Source organism: Ralstonia sp. SET104, assembly GCF_003851545.1.
Classification (GTDB): domain Bacteria; phylum Pseudomonadota; class Gammaproteobacteria; order Burkholderiales; family Burkholderiaceae; genus Ralstonia.
Genome location: NZ_BHVX01000002.1, coordinates 340,890 through 363,651, shown reverse-complemented (window position 1 = coordinate 363,651; position 22,762 = coordinate 340,890). Strand labels below are relative to the sequence as shown.

The 22,762-nt window shown below is 64.0% G+C and carries 19 protein-coding genes; 6 read left to right on the top strand and 13 right to left on the bottom strand.

Annotation, left to right across the window (positions count from 1 at the left end; genetic code table 11):
- Positions 1–3: 3 nt before the first annotated feature.
- The 4 genes from PSUB009319_RS04305 to PSUB009319_RS04290 form a co-directional block, all read right to left on the bottom strand.
- The gene (locus PSUB009319_RS04305) at positions 4–1,218 is read right to left on the bottom strand and encodes a cell division protein ZipA C-terminal FtsZ-binding domain-containing protein (protein WP_124381012.1); all 1,215 of its coding nucleotides are present in this window, start codon (positions 1,216–1,218) and stop codon (positions 4–6) included.
- Positions 1,219–4,734, bottom strand: a complete 3,516-nt coding sequence (gene smc / locus PSUB009319_RS04300) for a chromosome segregation protein SMC (protein ID WP_124381011.1) — start codon at positions 4,732–4,734, stop codon at positions 1,219–1,221.
- Between the two features lie 250 nt (positions 4,735–4,984).
- Complete coding sequence (locus tag PSUB009319_RS04295) at positions 4,985–6,031, bottom strand: alpha/beta fold hydrolase (RefSeq protein WP_124381010.1); 1,047 nt, start codon at positions 6,029–6,031, stop codon at positions 4,985–4,987.
- 37 nt (positions 6,032–6,068) lie between these two features.
- Positions 6,069–6,989 (bottom strand): DMT family transporter, encoded by a 921-nt coding sequence (locus tag PSUB009319_RS04290; protein WP_124381078.1) that lies wholly within the window; start codon positions 6,987–6,989, stop codon positions 6,069–6,071.
- Positions 6,990–7,138: 149 nt separating this feature from the next.
- Here PSUB009319_RS04290 and dapC point away from each other — a divergent pair, with 149 nt between their 5' ends.
- The 6 genes from dapC to prmB all read left to right on the top strand — a co-directional run bounded on the left by dapC (position 7,139) and on the right by prmB (position 12,426).
- Entirely contained in the window at positions 7,139–8,338 is a 1,200-nt protein-coding gene (dapC, locus tag PSUB009319_RS04285; protein WP_124381009.1) for a succinyldiaminopimelate transaminase, read from the top strand.
- A 46-nt stretch (positions 8,339–8,384) separates the two neighbouring features.
- The gene (gene dapD, locus PSUB009319_RS04280; RefSeq protein WP_124381008.1) at positions 8,385–9,212 is read left to right on the top strand and encodes a 2,3,4,5-tetrahydropyridine-2,6-dicarboxylate N-succinyltransferase; all 828 of its coding nucleotides are present in this window, start codon (positions 8,385–8,387) and stop codon (positions 9,210–9,212) included.
- A gap of 59 nt (positions 9,213–9,271) precedes the next feature.
- Positions 9,272–9,667 carry a hypothetical protein gene (locus PSUB009319_RS04275; protein WP_124381007.1) on the top strand — a complete coding sequence of 132 codons (396 nt, stop codon included), beginning with the start codon at positions 9,272–9,274 and terminating at the stop codon, positions 9,665–9,667.
- 14 nt (positions 9,668–9,681) lie between these two features.
- On the top strand, positions 9,682–10,026 hold the full coding sequence (locus tag PSUB009319_RS04270) for an ArsC family reductase (protein WP_124381006.1): 345 nt from the start codon (positions 9,682–9,684) through the stop codon (positions 10,024–10,026).
- Positions 10,027–10,057: 31 nt separating this feature from the next.
- Positions 10,058–11,209, top strand: coding sequence for a succinyl-diaminopimelate desuccinylase (gene dapE, locus PSUB009319_RS04265; RefSeq protein WP_124381005.1), 1,152 nt, complete (start codon positions 10,058–10,060; stop codon positions 11,207–11,209).
- A gap of 320 nt (positions 11,210–11,529) precedes the next feature.
- Positions 11,530–12,426 (top strand): 50S ribosomal protein L3 N(5)-glutamine methyltransferase, encoded by an 897-nt coding sequence (prmB, locus tag PSUB009319_RS04260; RefSeq protein WP_185453411.1) that lies wholly within the window; start codon positions 11,530–11,532, stop codon positions 12,424–12,426.
- Positions 12,427–12,705: 279 nt separating this feature from the next.
- Here prmB and PSUB009319_RS04255 read toward each other — a convergent pair whose 3' ends face one another.
- The 9 genes from PSUB009319_RS04255 to PSUB009319_RS04215 form a co-directional block, all read right to left on the bottom strand.
- Positions 12,706–13,071: a chitin-binding domain-containing protein gene (locus PSUB009319_RS04255; RefSeq protein ID WP_124381003.1), complete on the bottom strand. Its 366-nt coding sequence runs from the start codon at positions 13,069–13,071 to the stop codon at positions 12,706–12,708.
- Positions 13,072–13,264: 193 nt separating this feature from the next.
- Positions 13,265–14,080 carry a M55 family metallopeptidase gene (locus PSUB009319_RS04250; protein WP_124381002.1) on the bottom strand — a complete coding sequence of 272 codons (816 nt, stop codon included), beginning with the start codon at positions 14,078–14,080 and terminating at the stop codon, positions 13,265–13,267.
- A 4-nt stretch (positions 14,081–14,084) separates the two neighbouring features.
- Positions 14,085–15,110 (bottom strand): P1 family peptidase, encoded by a 1,026-nt coding sequence (locus PSUB009319_RS04245; protein WP_124381001.1) that lies wholly within the window; start codon positions 15,108–15,110, stop codon positions 14,085–14,087.
- 9 nt (positions 15,111–15,119) lie between these two features.
- The gene (gene gsiD / locus PSUB009319_RS04240) at positions 15,120–16,031 is read right to left on the bottom strand and encodes a glutathione ABC transporter permease GsiD (RefSeq protein WP_124381000.1); all 912 of its coding nucleotides are present in this window, start codon (positions 16,029–16,031) and stop codon (positions 15,120–15,122) included.
- Between the two features lie 10 nt (positions 16,032–16,041).
- Positions 16,042–16,965 (bottom strand): glutathione ABC transporter permease GsiC, encoded by a 924-nt coding sequence (gene gsiC / locus PSUB009319_RS04235; protein ID WP_124380999.1) that lies wholly within the window; start codon positions 16,963–16,965, stop codon positions 16,042–16,044.
- Between the two features lie 80 nt (positions 16,966–17,045).
- Positions 17,046–18,599 carry a glutathione ABC transporter substrate-binding protein GsiB gene (gene gsiB, locus PSUB009319_RS04230; RefSeq protein ID WP_124380998.1) on the bottom strand — a complete coding sequence of 518 codons (1,554 nt, stop codon included), beginning with the start codon at positions 18,597–18,599 and terminating at the stop codon, positions 17,046–17,048.
- 38 nt (positions 18,600–18,637) lie between these two features.
- Complete coding sequence (locus PSUB009319_RS04225; protein WP_374704181.1) at positions 18,638–20,485, bottom strand: dipeptide ABC transporter ATP-binding protein; 1,848 nt, start codon at positions 20,483–20,485, stop codon at positions 18,638–18,640.
- A gap of 76 nt (positions 20,486–20,561) precedes the next feature.
- A complete protein-coding gene (locus PSUB009319_RS04220; RefSeq protein ID WP_124380996.1) occupies positions 20,562–21,524 on the bottom strand; it encodes an isoaspartyl peptidase/L-asparaginase family protein in 963 nt (320 codons plus the stop codon).
- Between the two features lie 17 nt (positions 21,525–21,541).
- A complete protein-coding gene (locus PSUB009319_RS04215; RefSeq protein WP_124380995.1) occupies positions 21,542–22,531 on the bottom strand; it encodes a MurR/RpiR family transcriptional regulator in 990 nt (329 codons plus the stop codon).
- Positions 22,532–22,762 lie beyond the last annotated feature (231 nt).

Genomic DNA, 22,762 nt, shown 5'->3' with positions numbered 1-22,762 from the left:
CAGTCAGTGGCTGAACAAGCGCACCGCGGTGCTGGAACCGGCCGGAATGCCGCGCGATTCGAGCTTGTCGTACAGCACACGCAGATGCTTCTGGATGGCAACGAACGATTGCTCCGTCAGCGGACGCAGGTTGTCATCCACCACCTGTGCGCCCATGCGTTGCGACAGCGTGTAGGCGTATTCGCACACCAGCTTGAACGGCTTGCCCGGCTCTTCGGCCACCGGCACATCGAGCAGCAGCGTGATCTGGCGGCCCGCCTTGACGGTCAGGTCATCGCGCAGGAAATTGGTGTCGCCAAATTGCAGTGTGAACAGCGCGCGCTGCACACCGTCGGCGCCAGCATGGAAGCGCGTGAAGCGCGTGCCGTCGCGCGAGAGCACGAGGCCGTCCTGCGTGGCCACGGTCTGCACATACGCCGCCGACCACGGCGCCCCGTCGGAGATGACGCTCACGCCCAGTTGCGCGTCGCATTCCGCGGCAAACGCGTCGAGTTCGCGTGCGTTGGAAATCGTCTCGTTCATGTCCGGCAGCTCGGGCACGGCATCCGCCGCTTCGGACAGCGGGTCGATCGCGTTGATGAACTCCGAGAACTCCAGCGCATTCAGCGGGCCCGTGCGGTTGGCGAGTTGCACCGCCACTTGCACGTCAAGATAGCGCTGCCCGGCACGGATGGCCTCCCACGCGTTGGCGGCCGGGTTCAAACCTTCCACGTGAATCTGCTTGGTGCCCGCGCGGCGCAGCTTTGCCATCGCTGGCAGCAGGCGGTCGCCCGAGACTTCACGATCCGGGTGCAGCGGCACGATGCAATCGATCAACGGGTCGATCACGCCATTGGCCGGCTCCAGCGAACCCGGTGCGGGTTCGGCAACCGTTTCGGTCTCGGCGGTTCCGAGCGCCGTGTCGTCGCCTGAGGGCGTGAGTTCGGCGCCGATCACGCCCGCTTCGGTTTCGCCGCTGCCGGTGGCAGGCGTGTGTGTCTTCGCCGAGAAACCCGGCTCAAGACGCGGTTCAACGCGCTTGGTTTCATCGCGCTCGCCGCCCAAGGCGGGCTCGGCGCGTTGAGTCCAGCCCTCACCGCGCGGGGTCTCGTCGACGGGCGGGTTGTAGGCTTCGGGGCGGCGCGCCTTGCGGATCTGCCACTGGTTGTAAGCCACGATCACCAGCACAAACACCACACCGGCGCCCAGCAACGCCATTACCAGGTTGTTGTCCTGCATTTACGCAGCCTCCGCCATGGTCAGCGCGGCATCCATATCCACCGCCACGATCCGGGACACACCTTGTTCCTGCATGGTCACACCGATAAGCTGTTGTGCCATTTCCATCGCAATCTTGTTGTGAGAAATAAAAACGAATTGGGTCTTGTCAGACATGCGCTTGACCATGTTGGCGTAGCGTTCAGTGTTGGCGTCATCCAGCGGCGCGTCCACCTCGTCGAGCAAGCAGAACGGAGCCGGGTTCAACTGGAACATTGCAAACACCAGTGCAATGGCAGTCAGCGCTTTTTCGCCACCCGACAGCAGATGGATGGTCGAGTTCTTCTTGCCCGGCGGCTGCGCCATCACCTGCACGCCCGCATCGAGAATCTCTTCGCCAGTCATCATCAGCTTGGCCTGACCGCCACCGAACAGCGTCGGGAACAGCTCGCCAAAGTGATAGTTGACCTGGTCGAACGTGCCTTGCAGCAACGCACGCGTTTCCTGGTCGATCTTGCGGATAGCGTCTTCCAGCGTGGTGATGGCGTCAGTCAAATCGGCCGACTGCGCATCGAGGAAACCCTTGCGCTCGCGCGCCGCGGCCAGCTCGTCGAGCGCGGCCATGTTGACCGGGCCCAACGCGTTGATGGCGTTGTTGATGCGCGTGACTTCGCCCTGCAGGTACGAAGGCTTCAGATCGCCCGTCAGGCGTTCGGCCAATGCAGCTTCGTCCACGCTGGCGGCGCTGAGCTGCTCGGTGAACTGCTCCTGATTCAAGCGTGCGGCCTGCTCCTTCAATTGCAGCTCGGTAATGCGATCGCGCAGCGGTTGTTGGGCGCGTTCGGCAGTCAGGCGTTGCTCATCATGCGCGCGCAGTTGCGCGGACAGCGCGTCCAATTCCGTGCGCGCCAGGCCGAGCTTTTCTTCCTTCTCGGCACGGCGCTCCAGCGCTTCCTGCAGGCCGGTGTGAGCGGTCTGCTCGTTGATGGTTTCCAGCTCGGCACGCGCGTTCTCCAGCGTCAGCACGATCTGCTGCGCCTGATCGCTCGCCACCTGGATGTTGCGCTTCAGTTCTGCAATGCGGTTCTGCAGGTTGCGCTCGGCAAAGTGCGCTTCCTGCGCGCCGCGCTCCTGGTCGCGCAGGGCGTTGCGTGCATCGCTCAGGCGAACTTCGAGCGCCTCAAACGCCTGTTGGTTGTCTTCAAAGCGCGCCTGCATGTCAGCGAGTGCTGCGTCGTGCTGCTCGAAGTTCGCTTCAGATTCGGCACGAATGGCACGCTGCTCTTCGATCTGCGCACGAATCTCTTCCAGCTCGCTGTCGATCTGGCCACTGCGCGCGTTGTAGCGCTCCATCGCCTGTGAGAGCTTGAGCACGTCCATCTGCAGCACATGCACGCGGCGCGTGGCCTGCTCAGCGCGGGCGCGCAATTGCGTGAGCGTTTGGCTGGCTTGGCTGTACGCCGCTTCGGCGCGCACGGCAGCGCTCTTGGCTTCGTCCGCCAGCAACATCTGCGCACGCACCTGCTTGTGCAGGTTTTCGATCTCCTGCGCGCGGGCCAGCATGCCGGCCTGCTCGGAATCGGGCGCGTACAACTGCACCGATGATCGGCCAACCAGGTGTCCCGCCTTGATGACAAACGTACCGCCTTCCGGCAGCGTCTGGCGTGCGGCGAGCGCAGCTTGCATGTCGTCGGCGATATAGACGTCGGCCAGCCAGTCCTGCAGCACGGCGCGAATGCCCGGCTCCGTCACCTGCACCAGCGACATCAGCGGACGCAGCCCTGCTGGCACCTCAACCGGACGCGCGGCCGGCGGCGGCGCATAGAAGGCCAGCTTGGCGGGCGGCGCATCGGCTGCAAACGCCTTGATCCAGTCGAGGTTGGAGACTTCCAGCGCGCCAAGCCTCTCGCGCAGCACGGCTTCAAGTGCGGGCTCCCAGCCCTGCTCGATCTGCAGCTTCTTCCAAAAGCGCGGCAGCTCGCTCAGTTCATGCTTGGCCAGCCACGGCTGGACCTTGCCGTCAGTCTGTACGTTCTCCTGCAGTTGCTTGAGCGCGGCAAGACGGGCTTCCAGGCTGGCAATGGTGGCGGCTTCGGATTGCACGCGGTCTTGCGCGGCACGGCGTGCGTCGTCGAGTTGCGGCAGTTGCGTCTCGGCGTCTTCCAGCGCAGCCTGCGCTTCGGCCAGCACCTCCTCCTGTTCGGCCAGTTCTGCGCGCAGCGTTTCGAGCTGCACGTCGTCCGGCTTGTCGAGACCGCTGGACTCTTGTGACAGACGTTCGCGGCGCTGCTCAAGCTGCAGCAAGGCCTGATCAGCATTGCGCTGGTGCGCGGCTTCGAGCTTGAGCGCCTGTTCCGATTGCAGGATCGCAGCGCGCTGGTCGTTCAGCGTGGTCTGCGCGTCGCGCCATTGCGCTTCCATGCCCGGCAGTTCGTCGGATTTGCGCGCGACGTCCTCGGCGGCTTGCGCGGCACGCTCCTCGGCCATCGCGAGCTCTTCCTCGGCCGCGGCCAGATCTTCCTGCGCCTGATCGCCCTGCGTGTGCCATTGATCCTGCTGCGCTGTCAGCGTGGCGATCTGCTGCTGGATGCGGTTGCGCGACTCCACCACGTAGCGGATCTCGGCTTCCAGGCGGCTGACCTCGGAGTTGGCCTCGTACAGCGCGCCCTGGGCGGCGTGCATCGCATCGGACGATGCGTAATGCGCAACGCGCATCGTTTCGAGTTCGGCCTCGATATGGCGCAACTGCGCTGTCTGCGCTTCAAGGTCGATCTGCGCCTGTTCAATGGCGCGTTGATGGCGCTCCTGTTCACCTTGCGCTTCACGCTTGCGCAACAGCCACAGCAGGTGTTGCTTCTCTTCACCGTCAGCCTGCAGGGTCTGGAAGCGCTGCGCGACTTCAGCCTGACCTTCGAGCTTTTCGAGGTTGGCGCCCAGCTCGCGCAGGATATCTTCCACGCGGGTGAGGTTTTCGCGCGTGTCGGAGAGGCGGTTTTCGGTTTCGCGGCGGCGTTCCTTGTACTTGGACACGCCCGCGGCCTCTTCCAGGAAGATGCGCATGTCATCGGGCTTGGCCTCGATGATGCGCGAGATCATCCCCTGCCCGATGATGGCGTAGGCACGCGGCCCCAGGCCCGTGCCGAGGAAGATGTCCTGGATGTCACGGCGGCGCACCGCCTGATTGTTGATGAAGTACGACGATGTACCGTCGCGGCTCAGGACACGCTTGACGGCGACTTCAGCGTACTGGCTCCACTGGCCGGCGGCACGGCCTTCGGCGTTGTCGAATACAAGTTCGACGCTGGCCCTGCCAGCCGGCTTGCGTTGCGTGGAACCGTTGAAGATGACGTCTTGCATCGATTCGCCACGGAGCTCGGCAGCGCGTGACTCGCCGAGCACCCAGCGCACGGCATCGATGATGTTGGATTTACCGCAACCGTTCGGGCCGACGATGCCGACAAGTTGGCCCGGAACATGGAAATTGGTCGGATCAACGAAAGACTTGAAGCCTGCGAGCTTGATCGAAGAGAGGCGCACGTTGTGTTCGTCTCGAAGGGATCAGAAAAGGGGATAAAGCGGGCGCCCCAGGAACGCGCCTTTGTCGTCACACCGGCGCGATGCGGCGCGGATTGGCAAGGCGCGCCCCAGGGGCGCGGATGGCGTCATCATACCATTCGCTCACTGGGCTCCCGCCAATCAAATCGATACAAAAATGGACGAAATTTGCAGCATAGACAGCACAATTACCGCGGATTTATCAGCAGTTTCACCTTCATGACAAACAGCGTCAGTCTGGGCGGCGTGTGCGCGAACGTTCCGGACTGGCGAGCCAATCTAGCAGTGCATTGTGCAGCGCATCAGGATCCTGAATTTGTGGCGCATGGCCCGCATTCGGAAGTTCCACCAACGTTGCACGCGGAATGGCCTTTGCGGCTGCCCGCCCGAGTTCGGGGTAGTGGCCAAGTTGGGCACGCGCTTGCGGCGGTGCGGCGTCCTTGCCGATGGCGGTGGTGTCTTTCTGGCCGATGAGCAGAAGCGTTGCGGGGCGCAACTGGCCGAACTCATAGACGACCGGCTGCGTGTAGATCATGTCGTACAGCAGCGCCGAATTCCACGCCACCAGATCGCGCTCCGGGCCGCGATACATGCCGGCCAGCATCTGCACCCACGGCTCGTATTCCGCGCGCCATTGGCCTGCGTAGTACGTGGACTGCTCATAGACACGGATGCGCTCGGCGGTGGTTTGCTTCTCGCGCGAGAACCACTGGTCGACAGTCATCGACGGCACGCCCTTGGCTTTCCAGTCCTCCAGGCCGATCGGGTTAATCATCACCAGCCGCGAAACCTCCGTCGGATACATCAGCGCATAGCGGGTGGCCAGCATGCCCCCCGTCGAGTGGCCGATCATGATGGCCTGCCCGATACCCAAAGAGGCCAGCAGCGCATGCGTGTTGTGAGCCAGTTGCTGGAAGGTGTACTGGTACGCACGCGGCTTGCTCGACTTACAGAAGCCGATCTGGTCCGGCGCGATCACGCGGTAGCCGGCGCCGGTTAGCGCCTGGATCGTGCCTTCCCACGTGGCCGCGCAGAAGTTCTTGCCGTGCAGCAACACCGCCACCTGGCCGTTGGGCTGCCTGGGCGCGACGTCCAGATACGCCATTTCCAGCGCACTGCCCTGCGATTCGAACTTGAAGAGCTTGACCGGGGCCGGGTACTCGAAGCCCTCCAGGCGTGGGCCATACACGGGGCCGGTCTCCGTAGCCGCGGCTTGCGCGGCCGCAGCGGCCATCGACAGTGCAACCGTTAGCGCCATGGAAATCGAACGAAGCAACATCGGCTACCCCTCGGTTGGTTTGCGAAACGCCGGCCGCCTAATTGCGCCGCGACAGCCCCGACAGCGCACCCGCCAGGATGATGCACGCGCCACCCGCCATTTCCTGCGCGGACAAGCGCTCCGCCGTGAGCAGCGCTGACGACACGGCCGCCACCACAATCTCAAACAGCATCAGCAATGCCGCGCGGTTGGCCGGCAGCCGTTGCAGGCCGCGCTGCACCATCGCATTGCCGCATACCAGCACACACGCCATGCCCGCCAGCAACAGCCACGTACCGCCTTGCGAAAGAGCCGCCGGCACCGCGTGCACGCCGTCGAACAGTAGCGCGGCCGGAAAGCCCACCAACGCACAGCCGGTGAAGACGACCACCGTGCGCATCTCCGGCCGCATGGTCGGATGACGCTGCCCGGCCAAGCGTGACAGCACGTTGTTGCATGCAAAAGCGAGCCCTGCGATCAGCCCCGCCCATTCCGCTGCGGAACCCGGCCATGGCGTACCGGCCTCGCCCGACCACAGCATCATCACCGCACCCGAGAGCGCCAGCGCGAGCAGTACACCGCCGCGCCAGCCCAGCCGCTCGTGCAACCACAAGCGCGCCAGCAGCGCTGTCCACACGGGGGTGAGATAAAACAGGAGCAGTACGCGCATCACCGTGCCGTGCACTGTGCCCCAAACGAAACCGGCATTGGTGATGCCCGCTGCAATCCCGAGCGCCGGGATCACCCACGACCACTGGAATGTCGGAAAGTGCCGACGCAGCACCACGGCGGCCAGTACAGCAGCCGCCGCCCCCGTCATCGACGACGCCAGCATGCTGCCAAGCCCCCAGCCGGCCAGCAGGCGGTACGGATACCAGGAAATGCCCCAGACCGAGGCGCCCAACAGGATGAACAGCGCAGCCGCCCATTGCGGCTCTTGGTGGGTGGCGCTGTCCGCTGAGGACGCCGAAGAAGCAATCGTTGTCATGTGATCAATAAAAAACGGCGGGAATCCGCCGCTTCCTGCAATGTCCTGGGGCGGCCAACCCACGTTGGCCGTATAATTTCGGGCTTCCCGGCAAGCGCCTGGCTTGCCCGCTGACCAGCCCAACACAGCAGCCCAACACCGTGAATCCGCGCCTGTCCGCCCTGCAGCCGTATCCGTTCGAGAAACTGAAAGCGCTCGTCAAGGACGTGACGCCCAGCCCCGCGCATACCCCCATCAGCTTCGGCATCGGCGAGCCCAAGCACCCGACACCGGCATTGGTAAAAGATGCGCTGACGGCCGCGCTCGGCGGGCTGGCGAATTATCCCACGACGATCGGTTCCGATGCACTGCGACAGTGCATCGCTGCATGGCTGGAGCGCCGCTACGGCCTGCCCAAGGTCGATCCGGCCACCGAAGTGCTGCCCGTCAACGGCTCGCGCGAGGCGCTGTTCTCATTCGCGCAGACCGTCATCGACGGCAGCAAGCCCGGCGCTCGCGTGCTCTGCCCGAACCCGTTCTATCAGATCTACGAAGGCTCGGCCCTGCTGGCCGGTGCGCAGCCGCTGTTCGCCAACAGCAACCCGGCACGCAACTACGCGCCTGACTTCGCGGCAATCACGCCCGACGAGTGGCGCAACGTACAACTCGTCTTCGTGTGCAGCCCGGGCAACCCGACCGGTGCCGTGCTCACGCTCGAAGACTGGAAGCAACTCTTCGCGCTGTCGGACGAATACGGCTTCATCATCGCGTCGGACGAGTGCTATTCCGAAATCTATTTCGACGAGGCCAACCCGCCGCTCGGCGCGCTGCAGGCCGCGCACCAACTGGGCCGTGGCTTTGATCGGCTGGTGATGTTCTCCAGCTTGTCCAAGCGCTCCAACGTGCCGGGCATGCGTTCCGGCTTCGTGGCGGGTGACGCCAAGCTGCTCAAGGCGTATCTGCTGTATCGCACGTATCACGGCAGCGCGATGAGCCCGTCGGTGCAATCCGCTAGCATCGCTGCGTGGAATGACGAAACGCACGTGCGCGACAACCGCGCGCAGTACGTCAAGAAGTTCCGGCAAGTCACCCCGATGCTGGCTGAGGTGCTGGACGTGGCCCTGCCCGACGCGGCCTTCTACCTGTGGGCCAACGTCAAGCGCACGGGCCTGTCGGACACCGAATTCGCACGCCAACTGCTCGCAGCCAAGAACGTCGCCGTGCTGCCGGGCAGCTACCTCGCCCGCGAAGCGCACGGCACGAACCCCGGCCAGGACTACGTGCGCATCGCCCTGGTGGCTGGCGTGGACGAATGTCTGGAAGGCGCGCGCCGCATCGTTGAGTTCTGCCAGCAACGCTGATCCGTATTTTTTCTCTTCTGTTCCCTCTCCGAGAGCCAAAAGAACCATGACGCAACAACTGCAATCCCTGATCGATCAAGCGTGGGAAGACCGCGCCAACCTGTCGCCCAAGGCCGCTCCGGCCGATGTCCGCGAAGCCGTCGCCAACGTGATCGGCCAGCTCGATCGTGGCGCGCTGCGCGTGGCTGAAAAGAAGGATGGCGAGTGGATCGTCAACCAGTGGATCAAGAAGGCCGTGCTGCTGTCGTTCCGCCTGGAAGACAACGCCCCGATGGCTGCTGGCGGCTTCACGCAGTTTTACGACAAGGTGCCGAGCAAGTTCGCCAACTACACGGCCGAAGACTTCGCCAATGGCGGCTTCCGCGTGGTGCCGCCGGCTGTGGCGCGCCGTGGCTCGTTCATCGCCAAGAACGCCGTGCTGATGCCGTCGTACGTGAACATCGGCGCCTATGTGGATGAAGGCACGATGGTCGATACCTGGGCCACTGTCGGTTCGTGCGCGCAGATCGGCAAGAACGTGCACCTGTCGGGCGGTGTGGGCATCGGCGGCGTGCTGGAGCCGCTGCAGGCCAACCCGGTCATCATTGAAGACAACTGCTTTATCGGCGCGCGTTCGGAAGTGGTGGAAGGCGTGATCGTTGAAGAAAACTCGGTGATCTCGATGGGCGTGTACCTGGGCCAGAGCACCAAAATCTACGACCGCGAAACCGGTGAAGTCAGCTACGGCCGCATCCCCGCGGGCTCGGTGGTGGTGGCGGGCAACCTGCCGAGCAAGGACGGCACGCACAGCCTGTACTGCGCCGTGATCGTCAAGAAGGTCGACGCCAAGACGCGCGCCAAGGTTGGCCTGAACGAGCTGCTGCGCGGCGACTAAATCGGAACGGCTGGCGTGTCGTGTAGTCTCACCGGCACGCCAACCAATCTGAACGCAGCATGTCTGAAAAACTCGGCAAACTGCGCCAACGCATCATGGGTCTTGATCCGAACACCATCGGCACTGTCTTGTCTTTGCTGCCCACCATCCTGGAGCAGGCCAACAAGACGATCGACAAGTTCAAGAACCGCAAGAAGGCCGGCACTGAACCCGCACGTGCGGATGGTGCTGCGCCCGACCCGAACACCCGCATCGCCGAGCTGGAAGCGGCGATCCTGCAGCAAGCCGAATCCGTCAAGCTGCTGGCCGAGCAGCACGCCATCACCATCGACGCCTTGCGCGATGAGGCTGCGCGACTCGAACGCCGCCTCAAACGCATGACGTGGTTGGCGTCCATCGGCTTTGCGCTGGCGGTTGTCGCCCTCGCCTTTGCCCTGCAAGCCTCTCGACACTGATCGCCAATCCCACCATGACGACCCTGCACGGCATTCCCAATTGCGACACCGTGAAGAAAGCCCGCACGTGGCTCGAATCGAACGGCGTTGCCTACACCTTCCACGATTTCAAGAAACAGGGCGTGAGCGCCGACATGCTGGCCGGCTGGCTCAAGCACGTGCCGCTCACCACGCTGCTCAACCGCAAGGGCACCACGTGGCGTGCGTTGTCGGATGCCGACCGCGCGCGTGCCGAAGACCAAGCCGGTGCGATTGCGCTGATGCAGGCCAACCCGTCGCTCATCAAGCGGCCGGTGCTGGTGCACGACAAGGCCGTCAACGTCGGCTTCTCGGCGGACCAGTACGCCACCCTCTTCTAACAATAACGATAACGACAACACCGTCACCGCCATGCAGCCCACGCTTGCCCTCACTGAAGACCTGATCCGCCGCCGCTCCGTCACGCCCGAAGACAAGGGCTGCCAGGACGTGCTGATCGAACGCCTCACCGCCGCCGGCTTTACGTGCGAAACCGTGGTCAGCGGCCCGGACAACTTTCGCGTGACCAACCTGTGGGCTGTCAAGCGCGGCCGCGCGGGCACCGATGGCAAGCTGCTCGTCTTCGCGGGCCACACTGATGTGGTGCCCACCGGCCCCGTGGAGCAATGGCACTCCGACCCGTTCGAACCTACGCACCGCGACGGCAAGCTCTACGCCCGCGGCGCGGCAGACATGAAGACGTCCATCGCCGGGTTCGTGGTGGCATCGGAAGAATTCATCGCCAAGCACCCGGACCACGCCGGCTCCATCGGCTTCCTCATCACCAGCGACGAAGAAGGCCCGGCGCACGACGGCACCGTCAAGGTGTGCGACCTGCTGCGCGCACGCGGCGAGCGCCTGGACTACTGCGTGGTGGGTGAGCCGACTTCGGTGTCCACCCTCGGCGACATGGTGAAGAACGGGCGACGTGGTTCGCTGTCGGGCAAGCTCACGATCAACGGCGTGCAAGGCCACATCGCCTATCCGCACCTGGCCAAGAACCCGATCCACCTGGCCGCCCCGGCACTGGCGGAACTCGCTGCCGCCAAGTGGGACGACGGCAACGCCTACTTCCCGCCGACCACGTGGCAGATGTCGAACATCCACGGCGGCACGGGAGCGACCAACGTGATCCCGGGCCACGTCACCATCGACTTCAACTTCCGCTTCTCGACCGCGAGCACGCCGGACGACCTGAAGGCACGCGTGCACAGCATCCTCGATGCGCACGGCATCGACTACACGCTCGACTGGACGCTGGGCGGCGAGCCCTTCCTGACCGAGCGCGGCGATTTGTCGGCGGCGCTCTCCTCCGCCATCCAGGCCGAGTGCGGCGTGACCACCGAGCTGTCGACCACCGGCGGCACGTCCGACGGCCGCTTCATCGCCAAGATTTGCCCACAGGTGATCGAGTTCGGCCCACCGAACGCGAGCATCCACAAGATCGACGAGCACGTCGAAGTGGCCTTTATCGAGCCGCTGAAGAACGTGTATCGCCGCGTACTGGAAACGCTGGTTGCCTAACTCACGCCAACCAGAGTTATCGTGGCGCCAACACGTACTTTCAGACTGTTTGGCCTTACCCTGGCCCTAGATGGCGCCTTGAATTTCTGTTGCAGGGAGGAAAAAGGAAGGGGAACTGTCTGAGCGCAGCGAGTTTTCCCCTTCCCCTCCCTGCAACAGAAATTCAAGGGATGGGTCGCCATCTCGGGCGCGCCTTTCTTTGCTTACTTTCTTTGGCAAGACAAAGAAAGTGAGTCGGCCCCGGCAGGGGACGAAACCGGGAACGCACCACCAAGGTAAAACCCAACCGCGTACGCACAACACAAGAAACAACGTTGACCATGCCGACACTCCCCACCTCCCACCCGTTCACCACGGTGCGCGACCTGCTGCGCTACGCCGTGTCGCGCTTCACCGCTGCCGGCCTCGTCTTCGGCCACGGCAGCGAGAACGCCTACGACGAAGCCGCCTACCTGATCCTGCACACGCTGCACCTGCCCATCGACACGCTGGAGCCGTTCATGGACGCCCGCCTGCTGCCCGAAGAAGTGGCCGCCGTGCTGAAAGTGATCGAACGCCGCGCCGTCGACCGCGTGCCCGCCGCCTACATCACGCACGAGGCGTTCATGCACGGCATGCGCTTCTACGTTGACGAGCGCGTGATCGTGCCGCGCAGCTTCATCGGCGAATTGCTGGAAGACGGGCTGGAACCGTGGCTCGATCAGGAAGACGGCCCGACCGACGTGCTGGAGCTGTGCACCGGTTCCGGCTGCCTGTCGATCCTGGCCGCGCTGCAATGGCCCGATGCAACGATCGATGCGGTAGACCTCTCGCCCGATGCGCTGGTGGTGGCCAACCGCAACGTCGACGATTACAAGCTGGAAGATCGCATCCGCTTGCACGAGGGCGACCTGTACGCGCCGCTGCCCCCCGGCGTGCACTACGACGTGATCCTGACGAACCCGCCGTATGTGAACGAAACATCGATGCAGGCGCTGCCGCCCGAGTACCGTGCCGAGCCGCACATGGCCCTGGCCGGTGGTGCCGACGGCATGGACATCGTGCGCCGTATCCTGGCCGACGCACCGCGTCATCTGAAGCCGCATGGTGTGCTGGTGGTGGAGATCGGCAACGAGCGCGAGAACGTGGAAGCCGCGTTCCCGGATCTTGATCTGGTCTGGCTACCGACCAGTGCGGGGGAAGATCAGGTGTTCCTGGTTACGCGCGAAGCTCTCTAACGCAATAGAAAACGCAGTAGAAAGCGCACGGCGTGGCGTTCTGAACACCGCATTCAGGGTTCCGGAACGCAACGTTCGGCGTTCGGGACCGCTCACTTGCGGTTCCCGACTCCGTGGGTGATGTTTTGAACCCCTTTTCGCGGCTTCGGAACCCCATCATTGAAGTTCTGAACCCGGCAGTTGGCGTTCATGAACACCGAGTGCGCGGTTCGGAACGCGGCGGTTGCAGTTCTGAACCCCATCAATGACGTTCCGGACCCGACGTGTGGGGTTGGAAACTCAGGACGTCACCTCGTCACACGCGTCTTTCACGACGCAAATACCGAAACGTTTGTCGAACACCTGGCCGCTCGGGCAGTGGTCGAAGACGGCCTGCGACTGGGCGTCGCAGGTAGCGTAGGCGGTGGTGCAGTTGGTGCGCACAGGTTGCTTGGGGCCGCGGTTCGTGCCGTCGTCGATCATGAAGCGGGCTGATGGCGACGGGCACTTGAAATCTGCGGCGGCCAGGGCTAGCGCGGCAGCGGCTCTTTCGGCTTTTGACGTTTGCGGAGTGGGCGGGTTGGATGGGGATGGGCGGCGGTCGCAGGCCGTTACCGTCAGTGCTAGCGCACACAGCAGCGTGAGGAGTGTGAGTGCGCGGGTCATGGGGAGCTCCTTCGGGGTTCGATATCCTGAAGTTTACGCTTGGGTACGCGTTTTTGGTCCATCCCGGTTTCGCCCCCTGCCGGGGCCGACCTACTTTCTTTGACTTGCCAAAAAGGTAGGCAAAGCAAGGCGCCATCCAGGGCAGGAACTGCCAAACCGTCTGGGAGCACTTGTTGGCGCTTGGTCTTGCTCGTTAGCGGAGCATCGCGGACATGGCGGAGAGGCTATTGAGCATGCGCACGGCGTGCTCAACCGAATCTGCTGCGAAACGCAGCATCGTCCCATCCACGCGCTCCAGTGCGGGCCATTGGCAAAACAGATCGGCCAGTGCGGGCGTTTGCGTTTGCAGACGGCACACGATCGGGGCCTGGATGCGCAGCGGCATGCTGAAGTGCCCACGTTGCACGGTGGCCTTCACGGCTGCATAGATCGCCTCGCAGGACTGTTCGGGCGAAAGCGACGTCCCTGTGTTCTGCCCTTCGGCCTGCTTGGTTTCGACAAACGTGGTGTGCGGCAACAGCGGCTTGGTCTCTTTGATGAAGACGTCGTCACCACTGGCGACGGCGACCGGCACACCGCGTTCGCCCGCCAGGGCGCCGTAGAGGCCTGCCTCCCCCAGCTCCTGCTCGTTGAACCAAACGCGGGTGAACGCAAAGCTGTTGATCGTGTGCGCGAGCACGCCACGGCTGCCGGCACGGGCGTGGTAGCCGATCATGCAGACGGCGTTGCAGCCGTCCACGCCGGCCATCATGCTGAGGTAGCGCGGCTTGCCGAGCACGAAGCGCGCACGGGGGTCAATCAAATCAGGGATGAGGTTGCGGAAGCCGCCGTGGGAATCGTTGACGAGCACTTCCGTGGCGCCGCCCTCGAAGGCGCCACGCACGGCAGCGTCGGCTTCAGCAGTCATCCAGCGGCGGGCGCGTTCGTATTCGCCGTTGCCGGCGCGCGTCTGCTCGGGGTGGAAAACGTTGGCCACGCCCTCGATGTCGGCGGAGATCAGGATTCGCATGGGGTCAGAGTAAGTCCGTCAGGGCGCGGCGCGTGTTGCCGTCGCGGCCGGTTACAGCTTCTGCGTGGAACAGCGCGTGCACGATGGCCTGCTCCACGCTGTCGGCGGCGGCCTGGAATAGCGGATCAAGGTGCGATTCGTGCGTCATGGCGATGGCCGGCATGGCGCGCGTGCCTTGGTGCGGCACGGTGTAGGCCGTCGAGAACGCCAGTGCGATATCGCCGCTGCCATGGCCAAAGACCGAGCCAGTGCGCGCCAGGCCCGCACCCGCGCGCACGGCGAGGCGACGCAACTGGCGCGCGTCGAGCGGTGCGTCGGTGGCCAGCAGCATGATGATCGAGCCCTTCTCCGGCTCAGGCGCGCCGGTTGCCAGCGCCTTCGCCAACGCGGGGCCGATGTGGCGTCCGGCCAGCGTCAGATTTTCTGTCACACCAAAGTTGGAGAGCACCAGCGCACCGACCGCGCGTTGCGTGCCGTCGGCCAGCGCCACAATGCGCGAAGCGGAACCGATACCACCCTTCACGCCGAACGACGACATCCCTCGGCCCGCGCCAACAGCGCCCTGCCCGAACGTCTCGCCCGCCGCTGCGTGGGCGGCGTCGTAATGCACGTCCTGCACGGCAAAGGCTTGCAGGTCGTTCAGGTAGCCGTCATTGCATTCAAAGACGAGCGGATTGACGGTGGACCACGCGCGGCCGATCTGCGGGTTGGCGGCCACGGCCTGGCGAATCTGCGCCTGCGCCACGGCGCCCACGGCAAACGTGTTGGTCAGCGCAATCGGCGTTTCCAGCACGCCCAGTTCTTCCACCTGCACGAGGCCGACGCTCTTGCCGAAGCCGTTAAGCACGACGCTCGCGGCCGGCACCTTGTCAAGAAACGGATCGCCGCCATGCGGGCGCAACACCGTCACGCCGGTCTGGATGCTGCCGCCGGCAAGCGTGGCGTGGCCGATGGTCACGCCGGCAACGTCGGTGATGCTGTTGCGTGTGCCCGCTGGCAGTGCGCCAATGTGCGGAAGGCTCAGAGACATACGAATAACTCAGCGGCGGTCGATCTTCGGGTCCAGCGCGTCGCGCAGGCCGTCGCCGAGCAGGTTGAACGCCAGCACGGTCAGGAAGATGGCCAGGCTCGGGAAAATCGCCACGTGCGGTGCCGTCACCATGTCGGCGCGCGCTTCGTTGAGCATCGCACCCCATTCCGGTGTAGGCGGTTGCGCGCCCAGGCCCAGGAACGAGAGGCTTGCGGCGGTGATGATCGACGTGCCGATCCGCATGGAGAAATACACGACGATGGACGAGATCGTGCCGGGCAGGATGTGCCGCATGATGATCGTCCAGTCCGATGCGCCGATGCTGCGGGCGGCCTCCACATAGGTCAGGTGCTTGAGCATGAGCGTATTGCCACGCACCAGCCGCGCAAACGCAGGGATGCTGAACACCGCCACGGCAAAGATCACGTTGATCATGCCGTTGCCCAGGATGGCCACAATGCCGATCGCCAGCAGAATGCCGGGGAAGGCGAACAGCACGTCGGAGATGCGCATGACGATGCGGTCCCACCAACCTTCGTAGTAGCCGGCCAGCAGGCCAAGAACGGTGCCCACAATGGCGCCGATGATGACCGACACGAAACCCGCTTCCAGCGAGATGCGCGTGCCCATCACGATGCGGCTGAAGATGTCGCGGCCAAGCGAATCGACGCCAAACCAGTGCTGCGCCGACGGGCCTGCGTTGAGCGCGTCGTAATCGAAATAGTTTTCCGCATCGAACGGCACGATGTGTGGCGCGAGGATGGCGATCACCACCAGCGCGATGACAAACACACCGGCGCCCATCGCCAGATGCTGCCTGCGGAACTTGCGCCAGAACTCGCTCCACGGGGTGCGGACGGGCTCGGTAGTAACGTGCGGCGTTTTTGGCACACCCGCGGCCGGACTGGTTGTCTGTGTCATGGCCGTCTCCTTACTTCTTGTAGCGGATGGTCGGGTTGATCACGGTGTACAGCATGTCCACCACCAGGTTGATCAGGATGAACTCGAGCGAGAACAGCAGCACCTCGGCCTGGATGACCGGGTAGTCGCGCATCTCCACCGCGTCCACCAGCAGGCGCCCGAGGCCCGGCCAGTTGAACACCTTTTCCACCACGATCGAGCCGCCCAGCAAAAAACCGAACTGCAGGCCCATCATGGTCACCACCGGGATCATCGCGTTGCGCAGGCAGTGCTTGATGACCACCACCGTCTCACGCACGCCCTTGGCACGGGCGGTGCGCACGAAATCTTCCTGCAGCACTTCCACAAACGATGCGCGGGTGAAGCGCGCCATTACGGCGGCCACCGCAGCGCCCAGCGTGAGCGAAGGCAGGATGTAGTGCTTCCAGCTATCGGCCCCGATAGACGGCAGCCAGCCGAGCTGTACCGAGAACACTTCCATCAGCAGCATGCCCAGCGCGAAAGCCGGGAACGAGATGCCGGACACGGCCAGCGTCATGCCCAGGCGGTCCGGCCATTTGTTGCGCCACACGGCCGAGACGATGCCGATGGCCATGCCAAAGATGACTGCCCACACCATGCTGGCAATCGTCAGGTTGAGCGTGGGCCAGAAGCGCTCGCCAATCTCTTCGCTTACCGGGCGCTTGGTGCGGATCGAGTTGCCGAACTCACCGCGTGCAGCGTTGGCAAAGAAGCGCACGAACTGCTCGTGCATCGGCTTGTCGAGCCCGAGGTCAGAGCGGACCAGCTCGACAGTGGCCGGGTCCGCTTCGGGGCCCGCAGCCAGTCGCGCCGGATCACCCGGCAGCAGGTGCACAAACAGGAACACCAGCACTGCCACGATGAGCAGTGTCGGGATCACGCCCAGCACACGTTTAATGAAGTAGTTCAGCATGGCAAATCCACCGCAGGCGGCAATTCAATGGCCCGCGCACATTACACGCGGGCCGGTACAACTGAGTGTTACGTCAGGGCTTATTGCTTGATGTCGATGTCGTCAAAGCTGAACGATCCGTCCGGTGCCACGTAGGCGCCCGACAGACGCTTGGAGCGCGCGTAGACGATCTTTTCCGTCACCAGGAAGGCCCACGGAGCGTCTTCCCAGATGCGTTTCTGTGCATCGGTGTAGAGCTTGGACTTTTCCGCGCGATCCGTCGTACGCAGGGCGCCGGCAATGTCGGTATCCACCTGGTCGTTCTTGTAATACGCGGTGTTGAATGACTTGGGCGGCATGGCTTCGGAGGCCAGCAGCGGACGCAGCGCCCAATCCGATTCCCCCGTCGACGACGACCAGCCTGCGTAGTACATGCGCACGCCGGCATCTTCCGGCTTCGGCACGCTTTCCACGCGCTCGACACGTTGGCCGGCTTCCAGTGCCAGCACCGAGGTCTTGATGCCGACTTGCGCCAGTTGCTGCTGCACGAACTGGACGATCTTCTGCGCCGTCGTGTGGTTATAGGCCGACCACAGTTGCGTCTCAAAACCGTTCGGGTAGCCCGCTTCCTTGAGCAGCTCGCGCGCCTTGGCCGGGTTGTACGGCCACGGGCCCAGCTTGACGGCATAATCCACGCCCGGCGGCACCACGCCTTCAGCCGGCACGGCGTAGCCGGCAAACGCCACCTTGGTCAGCGCATCTTTGTTGATGGCGTAGTTGATGGCCTGACGCACCTTCGGGTTGTCGAACGGCTTCACATGCGTGTTGAAGCTGACGTAGCGCTGGATGATCGACGGCGCGGCAATCAGGTCAACCTTCGGGCTGCTCTTGAGCACGGCGGCCTGTTCGAACGGAATCGTGAAAGCGAAATCCGCTTCGCCCGTCTGCATGACGGTGGCGCGCGTGTTGTTGTCCACCACCGGCTTCCAGGTGATGGTGTCGATCTTCGGGAGGCCGTGCTTCCAGTAGCCGTCGAATTTCTTGCCCTTCAGGTAGTCGGTCTGCTTCCATTCGACAAACTCGAACGGGCCTGTGCCGACCGGGTGGAAGGCGATGTCTTTGCCGTACTTCTTCAGCGCCGTGGGCGAGATCATGGCCGCCGACGGGTGCGCCAGCACGTTGATGAACGGCGAGAACGGCTCTTTGAGCGTCACGCGTGCGGTGTACGGGTCAACCACTTCAGTCTTGGCCACGCGGTTGAACAGCACGAAGCGCTTGAGCTTGTTGGCCGGGTCCGTCACGCGGTCCAGATTGGCCTTGACGGCGTTGGCGTCAAACGTGGTGCCGTCGTGGAACTTCACGCCCTTGTGCAGCTTGAACGTGTAGACCAGGCCATCCTTGCTGACTTCGTAGCTGTCGCACAGCACATTGACCAGCTTCATGTCCTTGTCAAAGCCGAACAGGCCCTGATAGAACGACTTGGCGGCGCTGAACGACAGCGTGTCGTTGGCGTCGTACGGGTCCATCGTGGTGAAGGTCGAGTAGACCGCCATCACGGCATCCTTGGCGGCAAAGGCCGGCATGGTGAACGCCGCCAGGGCCAGGCCGCTGGCAACCATCGCTGCGCGCGGGGCGAAAGTGAATCGATTGAACATGTCCTTCCTCCTCAAAGAAGTTTTTGACTTCACTACGTTCAGTACGCGCCGCCAATGGAATGGCGGGCAACAAAGTGGTCTGGTGCCACTTGGACCAACGGCTGCACCACCGGCATATCGCCAATGGCACGGATCGGGCTGGGGATTTCGTGCGTGGAAAGCTCGCGCTTGAGATGACGGCGCGCCGGGTCCGCAATCGGCACCGCCGACATCAGCTTCTTGGTGTACGGGTGCTGCGGGTTCTCGAAGATCGCGCGGCGCGGGCCGATCTCGACGATCTGGCCCAGGTACATCACCGCCACGCGGTGGCTGATGCGTTCCACCACCGCCATGTCGTGCGAGATGAACAGAAAGGCAACACCAAACTCCTTCTGCAGATCGAGCATCAGGTTGACGATCTGCGCCTGGATCGACACATCCAGTGCGGAGACCGACTCATCGGCAATCACCACCTTCGGGTTCAGCGCCAGCGCGCGCGCAATGCAGATGCGCTGGCGTTGCCCGCCCGAGAACTCATGCGGATAGCGCGACGCATGCGCGGCTTGCAGGCCCACCTTGTCGAGCAGCCATTCCACACGTTGCTGCGCTTCTTTACCGCTGGCCACTTTGTGCACGAGCAGCGGCTCCATGATGGAGTAGCCGACCGGCACGCGCGGGTCCAGCGAGGCGAATGGGTCTTGGAAGATGAACTGAATATTCCGGCGCAGCGTCTGGAGCGCCGGGCCCTTCAACGCGCCGATGTTCTGACCGGCAAATTCGATGCTGCCGCTCTGGCTGTCTACCAGACGCAAGAGCGACCGCCCCGTGGTCGACTTGCCGCAGCCCGATTCGCCGACCAGCGCCAGCGTCTCACCAGGGTAGAGATCGAAGCTGACCTGCTCCACCGCATGCACCCGGCGTGTAACGCGGCCGAAGATGCCCGTGGGCACATCAAAGCGCGTGACAAGATCGCGCACGCGCAGAATGGGTTGCACTTCATGCGAGGCGGCGGCTTGCGGCGTGGTGTCGACCGGCACATCGGTGCCATCCACGCGCACCAGCGGGAAGCGCGCAGGGCCATCTGTGCCCTGCATCGACCCCAGCCGCGGCACAGCGGACAGCAGCGCACGCGTGTACGGATGCGCCGGCTGTGCAAACACGGTGGCCGACGGGCCTTCTTCTACGCGGTCGCCCTTGTACATGACGAGCACGCGGTCGGCCACTTCCGCCACCACGCCCATGTCGTGCGTGATGAACACCACGGCCATGTGCAACTCCTGCTGCAGCGCACGGATCAGTTGCAGGATTTCCGCCTGGATGGTCACGTCCAGCGCGGTGGTGGGCTCATCCGCAATCAGCAGTGACGGCCGGCACGACAGCGCCATCGCAATCATCACGCGCTGGCGCATGCCGCCCGACAGTTGGTGCGGATAGCGCTCCAGGACGCGGCGCGCTTCAGGAATGCGCACCAACTCCAGCATGCGCAGCGCCTCGGCCTTGGCCGCGCTGGCCGACTTGCCCTGGTGCAGCCGGATCGATTCGGCAATCTGCTCGCCCACGGTGAACACCGGGTTGAGCGAGGTCATCGGCTCCTGGAAGATCATCGCAATGTCAGCGCCGCGCAAGCCGCGCATGGCAGCCGAACTCGCGTTCGCCAGGTCCAGCACTTCGCCGTTGCGGCGGCGCAGGTGCATCTGGCCGCCAACGATCTTGCCGCCGCCGTGCTCCACCAGACGCATCAGCGCGAGCGAGGTGACGGACTTGCCCGAGCCCGATTCGCCCACCACGGCCAGCGTCTCGCCGCGGTCCACATGGAACGACAGGTTGCGCACCGCGTCGACCACGCGTTCGGACGTGGCAAAGCGCACGCTCAGGTCTTGCACCTGCACGATGCGCTGATCGGGCATCGCGATGGCGCTGCTGTTGGCACTGCGTTGCTTGGTTGCTGTCACGACAAATCTCCTGCTATCCCTGCTTTGCTGCTTACCGGTAGATCGACACAACGGGCGCTTGTGCCCCACGTGCGAACCCGCGGTACATCCCTTCGGTGTTGAACGGCAGCGCAACGTTGCCCTGCGCATCCACGGCGATCAGCCCGCCACGGCCGTGGATAGCCATCAGCTTGCGCATGACCACGTCGTCGCTCGCATCGGCCAGCGACTTGCCGGCGTATTCCATCTGCGCAGCCACGTCGTACGCGGCCACCGCACGGATGAACATCTCGCCCGTACCGGTGCACGACACGGCAGCCACATTGTTGGCAAAGCAGCCGGCGCCCACGATGGGCGTATCACCCACGCGGCCGACTTTCTTGTTGGTAACACCACCCGTTGAGGTGGCCGCCGCCAAATGCCCTTGCATGTCGCACGCCACGGCGCCCACGGTGCCAAACTTGGTGTCCGGGTCAATGGGCGCGACTTCCTTGGCCACGAGTGACGCCGCGTCGTGATCAAGCAGCGCCATGCCGTCTTGCTGGCGGGCACGCTGCCACTGCGCGTAGCGCGCTTCGGTGTAGTAATAGTCGGGCTCGACAAATTCCAGCCCCTGCGCCTGTGCGAAAGCCTCGGCGCCTTCGGAGGTGAACAGCACGTGTTCGCTGTGCTCCATCACGGCACGGGCGGCCAGGATCGGGTTGCGCAGGCGCTTGACGCACGTCACAGCGCCTGCGGCCAGCGTGGCGCCGTCCATGATCGATGCATCGAGTTCATACGTGCCGGCGCTGGTGAGTACCGAGCCCTTGCCGGCGTTGAACAGCGGGCAATCTTCGAGCAGGCGCACGGCTTCGGTCACGGCGTCGAGCGCGCTGCCGCCTTCAACGAGCATGCGCTGGCCCGCTGCCAGGATGTCGTTGAGTGCCTGCTGATAAGCGGCTTCCTTGTCGGCGCTCATGGCCGCGCGGGTGATGGTGCCGGCGCCGCCGTGGATGGCTAGGATGGGCGTGGTCATGCGTGACTCAATGTCAATCAGTTTTCAGCGGTGCGCTTGCGGCCGCGTCGGGTGGTCTTGGTCGTCTCTGCTGCGCTAGCAGCGTCGTTGGCGCGCGGCGCCTGGCTGGTATGCAGCCACGGCAGCACGAATTCAGTCAGCCGCTCGGCCGATTCCAGCGAGTGCGCAGAGCGATGTGCCACCGCACCACACAGCGCCTCGAACAGCGCCACGGCAGCCGTGTCGGACGTGGCTGAAAACTGCCGCTCCGGGCGCGCATACAGCGCAATGTCGGCCAGCGGCGCAAGCGGTGACGTCGGGCCGTCGGTCAGTGCCAGCAGTTGGCAGCCTTGCTTGCCGGCCTGTTTGGCCAGCGTCATCGTGTCGGCCGCATAGCGCGGGAATGCGATGGCGATCAGCAGATCCTTCGGGCCGATCTTGCGCAGTTGGCGCGCGGCATCCGATGCGCCGCCGGGCTGCGAAACAGAAATCACCGTATCGCAGTACAAGTCCAGCCCATGCCGCAGCAGGCCCGCCAGATAGCCGCTGGCGCCAAAGCCCATCACATAGATGCGCTGTGCGCCCAGGATGGCATCTACCGCGCGCTCGCAGGCTGCGGCGTCGAGCATGCGGCGCGTTGCATCCAGGTTGGCAATATCTTCATTGAGTGATGCGGCAAAGATTTCCGCGCTGGTGGCTGGGCGCGCCAGCTCGTGGCGCAGCTTCTCGACCGGTGCGAGGGTCGCCTCGAAACCGCGCAGCAACCCGGCGCGAAACTGCGGATAGCCGTCAAAGCCCAGCGCCAGCGCAAAGCGGTTGGCCGTGGCAATCGACATGTGCACCGCGTCGGCAAACTCGTCGATGCGCATGGTGGCGGCGCGAAACGGGTTCGCCAGCACGTATTCGGCCATGCGCTGGTGTGCGGGCGTGAGCGTGGCAAGGGCCGCCCCAATGCGCTCGGAGACCGTCGCATCAGCGGCAAATGCGCCTTTTGCCACGTCCGTACGCTTGCTGGTGGATTTCGCCATTTGTGTGGGCTGTGAAAAGGTCGTGTAAATGTATTTTCACAAACCGGCCATGTAAAGAAAAAAACTTTCACGACAGCTTATGGTTTTCCCTAGTTCGCCAGGAGCTGCACAGCTCGTGCGCAGGCATCGCCTCGTCCCGGTGCAATGCACCAATCCAAACGCGCCGGGCGCGCCAGGATCGTGCGGCGCAGCAGGCTACAATCGCACCCTTCCGATTGTTCAAAAGCGCAG